10 protein-coding genes are annotated in these 13323 nt (G+C 68.9%); 5 read left to right on the top strand and 5 right to left on the bottom strand.

Annotated elements, in window-relative coordinates; all coding sequences use genetic code 11:
- The first annotated feature begins 23 nt into the window (after nt 1-23).
- Entirely contained in the window at nt 24-839 is an 816-nt protein-coding gene (locus FZ029_RS01630) for an outer membrane protein assembly factor BamD (RefSeq protein WP_109073874.1), read from the top strand.
- Nucleotides 840-847: 8 nt separating this feature from the next.
- Nucleotides 848-2539 carry a DNA repair protein RecN gene (gene recN / locus FZ029_RS01625; protein WP_149267757.1) on the top strand — a complete coding sequence of 564 codons (1692 nt, stop codon included), beginning with the start codon at nt 848-850 and terminating at the stop codon, nt 2537-2539.
- 28 nt (nt 2540-2567) lie between these two features.
- On the opposite strand, the gene FZ029_RS01620 is transcribed toward recN, so the two are convergent.
- Together FZ029_RS01620 and FZ029_RS01615 are read right to left on the bottom strand one after the other, a co-directional pair.
- Complete coding sequence (locus FZ029_RS01620) at nt 2568-3461, bottom strand: LysR family transcriptional regulator (protein WP_188051798.1); 894 nt, start codon at nt 3459-3461, stop codon at nt 2568-2570.
- Between the two features lie 89 nt (nt 3462-3550).
- Nucleotides 3551-4165, bottom strand: coding sequence for an NUDIX domain-containing protein (locus FZ029_RS01615; RefSeq protein WP_149267755.1), 615 nt, complete (start codon nt 4163-4165; stop codon nt 3551-3553).
- Between the two features lie 395 nt (nt 4166-4560).
- On the opposite strand from FZ029_RS01615, the gene FZ029_RS01610 reads away from it, so the two are divergent.
- Nucleotides 4561-7110, top strand: coding sequence for an HWE histidine kinase domain-containing protein (locus FZ029_RS01610; RefSeq protein WP_149267754.1), 2550 nt, complete (start codon nt 4561-4563; stop codon nt 7108-7110).
- An 85-nt stretch (nt 7111-7195) separates the two neighbouring features.
- On the opposite strand, the gene FZ029_RS01605 is transcribed toward FZ029_RS01610, so the two are convergent.
- Genes FZ029_RS01605 through FZ029_RS01595 form a run of 3 tightly spaced genes read right to left on the bottom strand, consistent with a single transcriptional unit; the run spans nt 7196 to nt 9724 of the window.
- Nucleotides 7196-7963 carry an RNA methyltransferase gene (locus FZ029_RS01605; RefSeq protein ID WP_149267753.1) on the bottom strand — a complete coding sequence of 256 codons (768 nt, stop codon included), beginning with the start codon at nt 7961-7963 and terminating at the stop codon, nt 7196-7198.
- Between the two features lie 58 nt (nt 7964-8021).
- Nucleotides 8022-8579, bottom strand: coding sequence for a GNAT family N-acetyltransferase (locus FZ029_RS01600; RefSeq protein ID WP_247892096.1), 558 nt, complete (start codon nt 8577-8579; stop codon nt 8022-8024).
- Nucleotides 8579-9724 carry a murein transglycosylase A gene (locus FZ029_RS01595; RefSeq protein WP_247892095.1) on the bottom strand — a complete coding sequence of 382 codons (1146 nt, stop codon included), beginning with the start codon at nt 9722-9724 and terminating at the stop codon, nt 8579-8581. The genes FZ029_RS01600 and FZ029_RS01595 overlap by 1 nt, the downstream gene beginning before the upstream one ends.
- 423 nt (nt 9725-10147) lie before the next feature.
- Between FZ029_RS01595 and FZ029_RS01590 the strand changes: the two genes are divergently transcribed.
- Nucleotides 10148-11548 (top strand): RsmB/NOP family class I SAM-dependent RNA methyltransferase, encoded by a 1401-nt coding sequence (locus tag FZ029_RS01590; RefSeq protein ID WP_149267750.1) that lies wholly within the window; start codon nt 10148-10150, stop codon nt 11546-11548.
- Between the two features lie 250 nt (nt 11549-11798).
- The gene (locus tag FZ029_RS01585; protein ID WP_149267749.1) at nt 11799-13307 is read left to right on the top strand and encodes a leucyl aminopeptidase; all 1509 of its coding nucleotides are present in this window, start codon (nt 11799-11801) and stop codon (nt 13305-13307) included.
- Nucleotides 13308-13323: the final 16 nt, after the last annotated feature.

Below are 13323 nucleotides of genomic sequence, written 5' to 3'. Positions count from 1 at the left end.
CTTCGAAAGCGCCCAAGACGACGATGCTTCCTCGCCCGTACCGCCTGCCGCTGACGGCCATCCTCCTGTCCGCCGCCCTGTCCGCCTGCTCCTCCACCAAGGAGGACGCGTATGTCGAACGCCCGGCCGACCAGCTTCTATCGGAAGCGGACGCGGCGATGCGCGAGGACGCCTTCAAGAAGGCCGCGAAGCTCTACGACGAGGTGGAGCGCCAGCATCCCTATTCGGATTCGGCCAGCAAGGCGCAGCTTCTCGCCGCCTATGCCCACTATCAGGATCTGAAGTACGACGACGCCATCCTGGCGCTCGACCGCTTCATCCAGCTTCATCCGGGCAGCCCGGATGTCGACTACGCCTATTACATGCGGGCGCTGTGCTATTACGAGCAGATCACCGACGTGCGCCGCGATCAGAAGATGACGCGCCAGGCGCTCGACGCCCTGCAGGAAGTGGTTCGCCGCTTCCCCGAAAGCAAATACGCCCGCGACGCAAAGTTGAAGATCGATCTGACCAACGACCATCTTGCCGGCAAGGAGATGGAGGTCGGGCGCTTCTACCTGCGTCAGCATCAGTATACCGCCGCGATCAACCGGTTCCGCGCCGTCGTTGAAAATTACCAGACCACGTCCCATGTGCCTGAGGCGCTGCACCGCCTGGTGGAGTGCTATCTGGCGCTGGGCGTGACCGACGAGGCGAAGGCCGCCGCGGCCGTGCTCGGCCACAACTTCCCCGGCAGCGAATGGTACACGGACAGCTACGCACTGCTGGTGGACGCCAATCTGCGTCCCGAGCGAAACGAGAAGTCGTGGCTCAATCGAGCCTGGAACTCCCTGTTCTAGGACGCTCCATGCTCGTGTCGCTGACGATCCGGGACGTCGTCCTGATCGAGCGGCTGAGCCTGTCCTTCCGCAAGGGCCTGTGCGCCCTTACCGGCGAGACCGGCGCCGGCAAGTCCATCCTGCTCGACGCTCTGGGGCTGGCCCTTGGCGCGCGCGCGGATTCCGGTCTGGTGCGCCATGGCGCCGATCAGGCCGCCGTCACCGCGGAATTCGAGCTGTCGGGCGACCACCCGGCCTTCGACATCCTGAAGGAACAGGGGCTGGACGCCGACTCCGGCGACTCCGCCTCCGGTTATGGCACGCTGGTGATCCGCCGCACCGTCAACACCGACGGGCGCAGCCGCGCCTGGGTGAACGACCAGCCGGTCGGCGTCGGCCTGCTGAAGACGCTGGGCGCCGAACTGGTCGAGGTGCATGGGCAGTTCGACACCCACGGCCTGCTGAACCCGCAGACCCACCGCGGCGTGCTCGACGCCTATGCCGGGCTGTCGGCCCAGGCGGCGCAGGTCGCCGCGGCGCACCGTGCCTGGAGACAGGTCGAGGATGCGCGCCACTCAGCCGCCGCCGACATCGCCCGCGCCCGCTCCGAGGAGGAATATCTCCGCCATGCCGTGGCCGAGCTGGATGCGCTCGCCCCCAAGGCCGGCGAGGAGGAGGAACTGTCGGAGACCCGCGCGGTGCTGATGCACCGGGAAAAGCTGGTCGACGGCATGAACGCCGCCTATGCCGAACTTTCCGGCGATCGTGGCGTCGAGCGCGCCCTGTCCTCCGCCATCCGCACCCTGAGCCGCATCGCCGACAAGGCCGGCGGCACGCTGGACCCGGTCATCGCCGCGCTCGACCGCGCCGCGACCGAGGCGGGGGAGGCCATCGCCGCGTTGCAGGCCGCTTCCAGCGGAGTCGACATGGACCCGCGGGCGCTGGAGAAGCTGGAGGAGCGGTTGTTCGCGCTCCGCGCCGCCGCCCGCAAGCATGGCGTCGATGTCGATGCGCTGGCCGCCCTTCGCGAGGAGATGGCCGGCCGGCTGCTGCTGATCGAGGATCAGGGCGATCTGTTGGCCAAGCTGGCGAAGGAGGCCGAACAGGCCCGCACCGCCTTCCACAAGGCCGCCGATGCGCTGAGCGCCGCCCGCCGCGAGGCCGCCGGCCGTCTGGATGTGGCGGTCGCCGGCGAACTGGCGCCGCTGAAGATGGAGAAGGCCAAGTTCCGCACGCTGGTCGAGCCGCTCGACGAGTCGGAATGGAATGCGTCCGGCATCGACCGCGTCGCCTTCCAGGTCGCCACCAACCCCGGCTCCCCGCCGGGTGCCTTGAACAAGATCGCGTCGGGCGGCGAGCTGGCGCGCTTCATGCTGGCGCTGAAGGTGGTGCTGGCCCAGACCTCCACCGTCGGCACGCTGGTGTTCGACGAGGTGGACACCGGCATCGGCGGCGCCGTCGCCGCGGCGGTGGGCGAGCGGCTGGAAACTCTGGGCCATGGCCTGCAGGTGCTGGTCGTCACCCACAGCCCGCAGGTCGCGGCGCGCGGCGCCGTTCACCTGAAAGTGCAGAAGTCGCAGAAGGGCGAGCAGGTCACCACCGGCGTCGCCGAACTGGACGGCGACGAGCGGCGCGAGGAGATCGCCCGCATGCTGTCCGGCGCCACCGTCACGGCGGAGGCCCGCGCGGCTGCCGACAGCCTGATCGCCGGCCGGGGCTGACGCCCAGAGCGAATGCTCTAAAGGATTGTCACTCCCCCGCCAGCGCCTCGGCGTGGCGGCGGAACAGCTGGACCAGGGCATCGACCACCGCGGCGACGGCCGGCGCGTCGCGCCGGCCGCGGTGGACCAGCAAATGGACGTCCTCGCGCAAGGCGGACGGCGGGTCGATGACGCGGACCAGTACCGGTTCGGCATCGCCCAGCACGCAAGGCAGCAGCGTCATGCCCATCCCGCGCCGGGCGGCGTCGAGCCGCATCGGCAACTCGCTGAGCCGCGCCACGACGCGGGCGCCGCGTTCCTGAACCGTATCGTCCACCCATCCCGATTGCGACGGCCGCCGCCGGGTTTCCGGCAGCCCGACCACTGGTGCGCCGTCCCAGCGACCGGACCAGTCGCCACGCAGGTCTTGCTTTGCATAGAGCGTGAAACCGAAGCGTCCCAGCCGGCGGGTGACCAGATCACCTTCGGCCGGCACCCGGTCCATGCGCAGCGCGATGTCGGCCTCGCGCTGGGCCAAATTCAGGGCGTTGCGGGTGCTGATGATGGTCAGGTCGGCGCCGGTCTCCGCCAGCAGATCGGATAGATGCAGGGTGAGGAAGGCGGAGACGGACGTGGTCGCCGTCACCCGCACCGGCCGGGCCGTTGCGGCCAGCCGGTCGGCATTGCGGGCGAAGGCCGCGGCGGCGTCGCCCATGGCCGCGGCGCTGTCCAGCACCGAGCGGCCCAGCACCGTCAGTTCCAGCCGGTTGGGCAGCCGGTCGAACAGCGGACCGCCCAGCGCCTCCTCCAGCCGCTTCAGCCGGCGACCCAGGGTCGGCGGGCTCAGCCGCAGCCGCTGGGCCGCGCCGGTCAGGCTGCCGCACCGCGCCGTGGCCAGAAAGGCGCGGACGTCCTCCCAATCCAGATCCGCGTCGTCGATCATCCAGTCCCCGTCCGAATCGCCCCATCCGAATTGCCCCATCCGAATTGCCCCATCCGAATTGCCTGGGCCGGCGGGGCGGGCGGATGTCGTCACCGCGGCAGCAGGCCGTGAAGGGCGGCGTGCTGCAGCAGCATGATGGTCTTGCCATCCAGGATCGCCCCGCTACCGACCATGGCAAGGGCATCGGCGAAGGTCAACTCGACCACTTCGATGTCCTCGCCTTCCTCGGCAACCCCGCCGCCCTCACTGCGGTCGGCGGCGCGGTATTCGGCGACGAAGAAGGCCAAACGCTCCGTCACCGAACCGGGGCTCATGAAGGCCTCGAACACCCGGCGCGGCGCCTGGACGGTTACGCCCAACTCCTCCGCAGCCTCGGCCCGGATCGCCTCTTCCGGACTGCGGTCGTCGAGCAGGCCGGCGCACACCTCCAGCAGAGGCTCGGCGTGGCCGTTGACGTAGGTGGGAAAGCGAAACTGCCGGGTCAGCAGCACGGTGCCACGGGTGGGATCGTACAGCAGCAGGGCCGCCCCGTTGCCGCGGTCATAGGTCTCTCGGCTTAGGGTCTGCCAGCTGCCGTCGCGGCGACGATAGTCGAAGGTGGTCTTCTTCAGCACATACCAGTCGTCGGACAGCAGAGTGACGTCGCGAATACGGATGCGCCCGTCCTCGGCAATGAAATCGTCTGTGCACGAAGGGAATGTCATGGCGGGCCCCGATGGTCGTGGAATGGCCGTAACCCTGCGCCACGACAGGTCTTCGGGCAGCCCGCCGAAGATGAAAGGGTTCAGTGCGGAATCTTGGGGGTGCCGCCGACACCGGGCTTCCAATGCTTATTTCCAGTTGAAGGTCAGCTCCGTCGTAATGATGCCGCTTTCTGTGCAGCCAAAGCCTGACGGACTCAATCACACGCGGACGCGTTCCAAATCTTATCCTATGTTAAGTTAATCGGCCTTAATCAGAGCATAGGAATAGCCATTTTGGAGCGTTGCGGCATTCCATCCTCCTGCCTAAATTGTTGATGAAATCCCTTGGCAGTGCGTGACAAACGCCGCCGGTCCAGCTTCCGCTTGAGGTCGCGTTTGTCTGAAGTCTTTGTTCGATGAGCGGCCCGGTTCCTTCGGGGTCTGTAGACCTCACCGATTGTGACCGGGAGCCCATCCATCAGCTGGGTCTTATCCAGCCCACCGGATTTCTGATCGCCGTCACTGCCGATTGGATCGTCCTGCATGTCTCGGCCAACATTGGACGCTGGCTGGGTGTGGAGCCCGACGACCTGCTGGGGCATCCGCTGTCCCGCGTGATCACCGGCGAGGCGCTGCACACCATCCGCGGCAGGCTGCAGGTCGCCCACATCAACGGCAGCGTCGAGCGCGCCTTCGGCGTCCATCTGTCCGACCTCGCTCCGGTCTGCGACGTGGCCGTCCACCTGTCCGGCTCCACCATCGTGATCGAGGCGGAACCGAGCGAGGGGGAGGGGCCGCAGGATTCGGGCTCCCTCCTGCGCTCGATGATCGCGCGGGTCCAGAACGCCCGCGGCTTCGACGGTTTCTGCCGCGAGGCGGCGCGCCAGATGCGGGCGCTGACCGGCTTCGACCGGGTGATGGTCTACCGCTTCGGCCCCGACGGGGCGGGGGAGGTGATCGCGGAATCGGCGGTGCACGGCATCGGCAGCTTCGTCGGCCAGCGCTATCCGGCCTCCGACATCCCGCAGCAGGCCCGGCGCCTGTACGAACGCAACTGGCTGCGCTGCATCGCCGACGTGAATGCGCCGCCGGTGCCGGTGGTGCCGACGCTGGATCCCATGGGCCAGCCGCTGGACCTGTCGCTCAGCCTGCTGCGCAGCGTCTCGCTGATCCATGTCGAATATCTGCGCAACATGGGGGTCAACGCCTCGCTGTCGGTGTCGATCCTGCGGCACGGCAAGCTGTGGGGACTGTTCGCCTGCCATCACCGTCATGCCCGTTCGCTCTCCTTCGAACGGCGCACCACCGCCGAACTGTTCGGCCAGATGGTTTCGCTTCTGCTCGAGGGACGCGAGCGCGAGCAGGAAAGCCAGCAGGAGGCGCAGGCCCGCCGCGCCCATGTCCGCATCATGTCGATGCTGGCCGATAGCGCATCCCCGCTGGACAGCCTCGTCACCTTCGCGACGGAGCTGCGGACACTGATCGAATGCGACGGCTTCGCCTGCTGCATCGACGGCCAACTGCACATGGAAGGCGAAACGCCGACGCGGGAGGAGACGCAGGGCGTCATGCGCTTCCTGCACCGGACGCCGCCCAGCAAGGTCTATGTGACCGACGAGCTGGGGGTGGTGCATCCGCCGGCCCGCGACTTCACCGAGCGGGCCTGCGGGTTGCTGGCTATCCCGGTGTCGCGTTTGCCGCGCGACTATCTGGTCTTCTTCCGCAAGGAGATAATCCGCACCGTCACCTGGGGCGGCGACCCGACCAAGCCGGCGCAGTATGGCCCCAACGGTCCGCGCTTGACCCCGCGCAAGAGCTTCGAGGCCTGGAAGGAAACCGTGCGCGGCCGGTCCAAGCCCTGGACCGAATTGGACGAGCGCAACGCCGAATCCCTGCGGGTGACCCTGCTGGAGGTGGTGTTGCGGCTGGCCGACGTCGCCGGCCGCACCCGCAAGGAGGCGACCGAGCGGCAGGAGTTGCTGATCGCCGAACTGAACCACCGCGTCCGCAACATCCTCAGCCTCGTCCGTGCCCTGGTGCGGCAGAGCGAGACCGGGGCGGAGACGGTGCAGCAGTTCGCCGCCATCGTCGCCGGCCGCATCGAGGCGCTGGCCCGCGCCCATGACCAGATCACCGCCGATAACTGGGGGCCGGCATCCCTGCGCGCCCTGATCGCGGCGGAGATCGGCGCCTATCTGTCGGCCAAGAGCGAGCGGGTGCGGCTGACCGGGCCGGAGGTGCTGCTGGCGCCGCAGGCCTTCTCCGTCTTCGCGCTGGTGGTGCATGAGCTGACCACCAATTCGGCCAAATACGGCGCGCTCAGCGACAGCGGCGGCTGGGTCGAGGCCGACTGGTCGATCGACGCGGGCGGACGGCTTCAGATCGACTGGCAGGAGAATGGCGGCCCGCCGGTGCGGGCGCCGTCGCGCACCGGCTTCGGCACCACGGTGATCGAGCGCTCCGTCCCCCACGATCTGCAGGGCGAGGCCGAAGTGACCTATGCCCTGTCGGGCTTGCGGGCGCGTTTCATGATCCCGGCACAGTATGTCACCGTCGCCGCCAGCCTGCCGGGCGGTGGCCGGCGCAGCCTGCCGGTGCCGGCGGCCGATTTCTCCATCGGCGGTCCGGTGCTGCTGCTGGAAGACAACATGATCATCGCCATGGCGACGGAAGACGTGCTGCTGAGCTTCAGCGCCAGCCGCGTCAACACCGCCGCCGGCGTCCGCCACGCCCTTCGGCTGATCGACGAGGACCCGCCGGTGGTCGGCGTGCTGGACATCAACCTGGGCAACGAGACCTCGGTCGCGGTCGCCGAAAGGCTGCGGGAGCTGGGGATCCCCTTCGTCTTCGCGACCGGCTATGGCGAGAGCGCCGCGGTGCCGGAGCGGTTCGCGGACGTGCCGGTGCTGAAGAAGCCTTACGGGTCGGATCAGGTGGTGCAGGTGCTGGCGTCGGTGATGGGGTAGGTAGGTTACTTGCTGAATTAGACCCCCACCTAACCTCCCCCGCCCAGCGGGGGAGGTTAGGTGGGGGCAAATCGAAGCCCATCCCTTAACCGCCCCTCACCGCCGCGTGCCGCGCGAACAGGGCCACGCTGACCGCCACCGTGGCGTTCAGCGACTCCACCGCGCCCGTCGTCGGCACCGACAGCCGCATCGCCGGGCAGTCGGCCGGTACGCCCTGGCCTTCCTCGCCCAGGATCAGCCGCATGTCGGCCGGCCAGTCGAAGCGCGTCAGATCCTCGCCGCCGCCGTCCAGCGCATAGAGCGGTCCCGCCGCGTCATTCACCGCCGCCCAGCGCGGCCCGCGCAGCAGGGTCAGCGCGAACTGCGCATTCGACGCCGCGCGCAGGCATTTCGGATGGAAGGGATGCGCCGCCCCTTCCAGCAGCACGATCCGCGACACGCCGAAGGCGGCGGCGCTGCGCAGCAGGGCGCCGAGATTGCTGGGATCGCCCAGCGCACACAGCAGCTCCAGCCCCTGCGGCGGCTGCGACAGGTCGATGGCCGGCATCTTCGGCACCGCGCCGACCAGCAGCGGAAAGCCGGTGCCCGACACGTCCAGTGTCCGGAACAGGGCGGGGGCCAGCTGCACCGGCTCCACCCCCGGCGGCAGGCGCCAGGAGGATATCTGGGCGGGGTCGGTGAACAGCAGGCGCTCGAACCGGTCGGGATGCTGGCGCAGCGCCTCCGGCACCGTCTTCAGGCCGGCCAGCAGGAACTTGCCGTTCTTCTTCAGCCCACGGCTTTCCAGCGCCGATTCCCACAGCTTGAACTGCGGGTTCTGCGGGCTTTCGATCAGCAGGGGCGGGCGGGTCATGGCAACTGGCTTTCCGGCAAGGGGATGCCCCCTGCCTAGCACAGCAGCGTCCCCAAAGTCAGGGGTTCAGGCGGCGGCCGAGGAACAGCAGGGGACCGCGCTGGCAGGCGTCGGTGAAGCCGGCGCGTTGGTAGAACTCGACATTGCGGGCGAAGACGGCGGTGACCAGATGCACGCCGGACAGGCCGTCGGCCCGGCAATCCTCGGCGAAGCGGTCGACCAGCCGGCGTCCCAGCCCATGCTGCCGCCAGCCGGGCCGGACATTCACATGGAAATGGGCGGGGTATGCCGCGAAATGGTCGGCGAATACCTCGTATTTCGGAATGCGCCGCGCCAGATCGACCGACCCGGCGCTGTCCTTGCAGCCGGTGAGATACCCCACCACCAGCCCGTCGCCCGCCACCGCCATCCAGATGTCCCGCGGCGCCTCCGCCACGAACCAGCCGGTCCAGGTGGAGAGGAAGGCGGCGCGGTCGGCATCCGACGCGAACTCCGTCCGGGTGGTGGAGGCGAAGAAGATCTCCTCCAGGGCCGACAGTGCCGCCGCGCGGTCGGGCAGGGCGGTCAGGCGCTCCAGCCGGATGTCCCCCCCAGCCGCCATCACGTCCGCCGTCATCACTTCCGCTGTGCGGTCTGGACCGACAGGGTGCGCGGGGCCAGCATGGTGTAATGGCCGCGCGCCTTCATCACGCCGGCCCCTTCCTCCGCCTGCGGGCCGTGGCCCCAGAACAGGTCGCCGCGCACCGGACCCTTGATGGCGCCGCCGGTGTCCTGCGCCACCACCAGCCGGTTGATCGCGCCGCCGGGCACCGGGGCGTCGCGCACCTCCAGCCAGAGCGGCACGCCCAGCGGGATATGCTCGACATCCACCGCGAGGCTGCGGCCGGGCGTCAGCTCCATGTTGCGGGCGCCGCGGGCGCCGACCTCGGGCTTGACCTTGAAGAAGACGTAGGAGGGGTTGAGGTTCATCACCCGCTGGGCCTCGGCCGGATGGTCCTTCAGCCAGCGGCGGATCAGCTGCAGCGACATCTGTTCCGGCGTGGCCTCGCCGCGGTCGATGATATGGCGGCCGATCGGGTAATAGCTGTGACCGTTCTGGCCGGCATAGTGGATGCCGACCACCGAGCCGTCGGCCATGACCGCCCGGCCGGAGCCCTGGATTTCCAGGAAGAAGGCGTCGACCGGGTCGTCCACCCACATGAGCTCCAGCCCCTTGCCCTTCAGCGCGCCGGCTTCGATCCGGGCGCGGGTCGGCAGGCCGCGCTTGCCGCGCGCCGGCATGCGGTAGAGCGGGACGTTGTAGCGTTCCGTCCGCGTCCAGCTGCCGTGCAGCTCGATCTCATAGTAACCGGTGAACAGGCCGTTCTCGCCGTTGCTGACGTCGCGCGGGGTGAAGAAGGTCTCGAAGAAGCGGCGGGCCGCCTCGCTGTCGCCGGGGGGCAGGTCGCGGGCGGCGGCGCAGATGGCGCGCCAGTCGTCGGTGGTGCCGGCGGCGCGCAACTGCCCCAGCGCCTTGCCCGGCGGTTGGTTCTTCACCCAGCCGCAGGTGCGCTGCACCGCGGGGACCGCCTGGGCATGGTCGTCGTCGATCCAGCCGGCGAGGTGGCGGAAGTCGGGCGACACTTGATCCCAGGTCGGGCGCTGTGCCGTGCTCCGCTGCCCGTCCACCGTCTGGACGGTTCCGGCGCAGGCCGCCAGCGTCGCCAGCAAGCCACCGAGCAGGGAAAGCCGCAGGAGCTGCCGCTCTTTGGGCCGCCTCATCTCACGCGCACACGCCACCCCAGCCGCAGCCGCCATCGCGCACTCCGCCACCAGCATCAGATCTGTCCGTCGAAGACCCGGATCGTCCGGCCGCCCTGGCGGTCCGGTCACGATAAGGTCACATCACCCGAACGTTTGTGCAGGCGGATACCCCGAGTCGTCAATCCCCAACCTGCACTTTCGGATAGGTCGCGGCTGCTTGTCACGGGTGGATGCCGGGCGGGCCGTTCTGAAGGCGAGCGGAGCAGCCGCGCGGCGGCAAGGCGTGACAGAGCGCGCCAAACGCGGTATCGACAGCCCATACGTGAAGGACCGTCCGCAACGATGCATCCCGCTCCCACCATACGCTTGGGACCAAGCGGGGGAACATGCGGGCGGCCGGTCCTGTTCGCCGCCATGAGATACCCCAAGGGACCAGACGCCATGACACCCGCCGCCCGCCTCCAGGCGGTCATCGATCTGCTGACCGAGATCGACGAGACCCCTCGCCCCGCCGACGCGGTGATGAGCGCCTATTTCCGCAATCGCCGCTACATCGGGTCGAAGGACCGCACCGCCGTCGCCCAGATGGCCTATGCGATCCTGCGCCGCCAGGCCCGCCTCGGCTGGTGGATCGAGCGCGGCGGCTACGAGCGCGCCACCCCGCGCGCCCGCGTGCTGGCCTATCTGCTGCTGGAAGAGAACCGCAACGCCGGCGTGGTGCTGGAGATGTTCAGCGGCGGCAAGTTCGCCCCCGCCCGCCTGACCGACGACGAGTTGGCGATGGTTCGTGAGCTGGAAAGCCACACGATGGACCATCCCGATATGCCGGAGACGGTGCGGGTGGAGTGTCCGGAGTGGGCGGAAGGGCCGATGCGGGCTTCGCTCGGCGACCGCTTCGGGGTGGAGATGGAGAAGCTGCTGGAGGCGGCGCCGCTCGACCTGCGTATCAACCCGCTGAAGGCCAACCAGCAGAGCGCGATCAAGGCGCTGGCCAAGGCGCAGATCACGGCGGAGACCACGCGCTGGTCGCCGCTGGGCCTGCGGGTGAAGGGCCGGCCGCCGCTGGGCAGCGTCGACGCCTTCAAGGACGGTCTGGTCGAGATCCAGGACGAGGGGTCGCAGCTGGTCGCGCTGGCGGTGGCGCCGAAGCCCGGCCATCAGGTGGTCGATTTCTGCGCCGGCGCCGGCGGCAAGACGCTGGCCGTGGCCGCGCTGATGAAGAACAAGGGCCGTGTGGTCGCCTGCGACGTGCTGGACAAGCGCCTGAAGCGCGCCGCCGAGCGGTTCCGCCGCGCCGGCCTGCACAACATCGAGGCGCATCCGCTGACCAGCGAGCGCGATCCCTGGGTGAAGCGCCACAAGCGCAAGTTCGATCGCGTGCTGGTCGACGCCCCCTGCTCCGGCACCGGCACCTGGCGCCGCAACCCGGACGCCCGCTGGCGCCAGCTCGGCCCGGGGCTGGAGCAACTGCTGCCGCTGCAGGCCAACATCCTGGACAGCGCGGCGCGTCTGGTGAAGCCGGGCGGGCGGTTGATCTATGCCACCTGCTCCATGCTGCATGACGAGAACGAGGCCCAGGTCGAGGCCTTCCTGCAGACCCACCACGACTTCATCGTGAAGCCGGTCGCCGAGGTGTGGGCGGAGGAGGAGGCCGGCACGCCGCCGCCGGTCGAAGGTCCGTACCTGCGCCTGACGCCCGCCAAGCACGACACCGACGGCTTCTTCGCCGCCGTTCTGGAACGCCGTGTGGAGGAGACGGTGTCGGAGGAAAGCGTTTCCGACGTCGGGATGGAGCAGGGCGAGGTCGATCCGGTCGAACTGGGCAAGGCGATCGATGCGTGAGTGAGGGGAGGGGGGCTGTCGGCTTCGATTGCCCCCTCCCTAACCCTCCCCCTCTTCGAGGGAGAGGGGACTGCCGCCGCTTTGCGGATCCACCCTCTCCCGCGAAGCGGGGGAGGGAAGGGGCCCATGGCGCAGCCATGGGAAGGGAGGGGGCGCCACGCCAACCAACCACCCTTGACAGCCGGGGTGGCGCGCTCCTTATCCGTGGGGTAGGCTTTCCGCCACGCAAACTCCCCCTCAAGAGGACCAGATGAAGTTCTCCTTCGCCAAGCCGTCCCTGCCGGCCTCCGGCGTGCTCGCCGTGACCGTCGCCGCCGACCGCAGCCTCGGCCTGATCGGGCGCGAGCTGGATCAGAAGACCGGCGGGGCGCTGGCCCGCGCCATGGCCGTCGCCCGCTTCAACGGCAAGAAGGACGAGACGCTGACGCTGCTCGCCCCGGCCGGGACCGAGCTTGACCGCATCCTGCTGGTCGGCATCGGCAAGGGTGCCGACCTCACCGATCTGGTCCTCCAGGCCGCCGGCGGCGCCATCGCCGTGCAGCTGGACAAGGCCGCCGACGAGGCGGCGCTGCTGGTCGAACTGCCGGAGGAGGCCAAGCTTTCCCCGGCGGCCGCCGCGGCCGAAATCGCCTTCGGCGCGCAGCTGCGCAGCTACAAGTTCGACAAGTACCGCACGAACGACAAGAAGTCTGACAAGAAGGAGCCGAAGCCCAGCCTGCGCAAGCTGACGCTGCTGGTCGAGGACGACGGCGCCGCCAAGTCGGCCTTCAAGAAGCTGGACACGTTGGCCGACGCCATCCGCTTCACCCGCGATCTGGTGTCGGAGCCGGCGAACGTCATCTATCCGGAAAGCCTCGCCGAGAAGACGAAGGAGCTGGAGCAGTTCGGCGTTGAGGTCGAGATCCTCGACCAGAAGAAGCTGCGGAAGCTCGGCATGGGCGCCCTGCTGGGCGTCGCCCAGGGCAGCGCCTGCGAGCCGCGCGTGGTCATCATGCGCTGGAACGGCAACCCGGATGCCGACGACAAGCGTCCGGTCGCCTTCATCGGCAAGGGCGTGACCTTCGACAGCGGCGGCATCTCGATCAAGGGTGCGGCCGGCATGGAAGACATGAAGTGGGACATGGGCGGCTCCGCCACCGTGATCGGCACCATGTACGCGCTGGCCGCCCGCAAGGCGAAGGTCAACGCCGTCGGCATCGTCGGTCTGGTGGAGAACATGCCGTCCGGCACCGCGCAACGTCCGGGCGACATCGTCACCTCGGCGTCGGGCCAGACCATCGAGGTCATCAACACCGACGCCGAAGGCCGTCTGGTGCTGGCCGACTGCCTGTGGTACGCGCAGGACGTCTACAAGCCCAAGCTGATGGTCGACCTCGCCACCCTGACCGGTGCCATCATCATGGCGCTGGGCCACGAGCATGCCGGCCTGTTCTGCAACGACGACGATCTCGCCATGAACCTGACGGCCGCCGGCCTGAAGGTGGGCCAGCCGGTTTGGCGCATGCCGATGGGCGATGCCTATGACAAGGAGATCGAATCGCCGGCCGCCGACATGAAGAACACCGGGTCTGGCGGCGGCGCCGGCAGCATCGTTGGCGCGCAATTCCTGAAGCGCTTCGTCAACGACGTGCCGTGGGCGCACATCGACATCGCCGGCGTGGCCTGGGCGAAGAAGGACGGCGCCACGGTTCCGAAGGGCGCCTCGGCCTTCGGCGTGCGCCTGCTCGACCGCTTCGTGGCCGAATACCACGAAGGCTGATGACCTGAGTTAAGTG

The sequence above is a fragment of the Azospirillum sp. Sh1 genome, assembly GCF_008365135.1.
In the GTDB taxonomy this organism is placed as follows: domain Bacteria; phylum Pseudomonadota; class Alphaproteobacteria; order Azospirillales; family Azospirillaceae; genus Azospirillum; species Azospirillum oryzae.
The sequence above is the reverse complement of the archived record's forward strand: the minus strand, read 5'-3'. Positions and strand labels throughout refer to the sequence as shown.

Coding starts and splice junctions, on each gene's coding strand:
- FZ029_RS01630 (WP_109073874.1), top strand. CDS start 24: ATGCTTCCTCGCCCGTACCGCCTGCCGCTGACGGCCATCCTCCTGTCC.
- recN (WP_149267757.1), top strand. CDS start 848: ATGCTCGTGTCGCTGACGATCCGGGACGTCGTCCTGATCGAGCGGCTG.
- FZ029_RS01620 (WP_188051798.1), bottom strand. CDS start 3,461: ATGATCGACGACGCGGATCTGGATTGGGAGGACGTCCGCGCCTTTCTG.
- FZ029_RS01615 (WP_149267755.1), bottom strand. CDS start 4,165: ATGACATTCCCTTCGTGCACAGACGATTTCATTGCCGAGGACGGGCGC.
- FZ029_RS01610 (WP_149267754.1), top strand. CDS start 4,561: ATGAGCGGCCCGGTTCCTTCGGGGTCTGTAGACCTCACCGATTGTGAC.
- FZ029_RS01605 (WP_149267753.1), bottom strand. CDS start 7,963: ATGACCCGCCCGCCCCTGCTGATCGAAAGCCCGCAGAACCCGCAGTTC.
- FZ029_RS01600 (WP_247892096.1), bottom strand. CDS start 8,579: ATGACGGCGGACGTGATGGCGGCTGGGGGGGACATCCGGCTGGAGCGC.
- FZ029_RS01595 (WP_247892095.1), bottom strand. CDS start 9,724: ATGAGGCGGCCCAAAGAGCGGCAGCTCCTGCGGCTTTCCCTGCTCGGT.
- FZ029_RS01590 (WP_149267750.1), top strand. CDS start 10,148: ATGACACCCGCCGCCCGCCTCCAGGCGGTCATCGATCTGCTGACCGAG.
- FZ029_RS01585 (WP_149267749.1), top strand. CDS start 11,799: ATGAAGTTCTCCTTCGCCAAGCCGTCCCTGCCGGCCTCCGGCGTGCTC.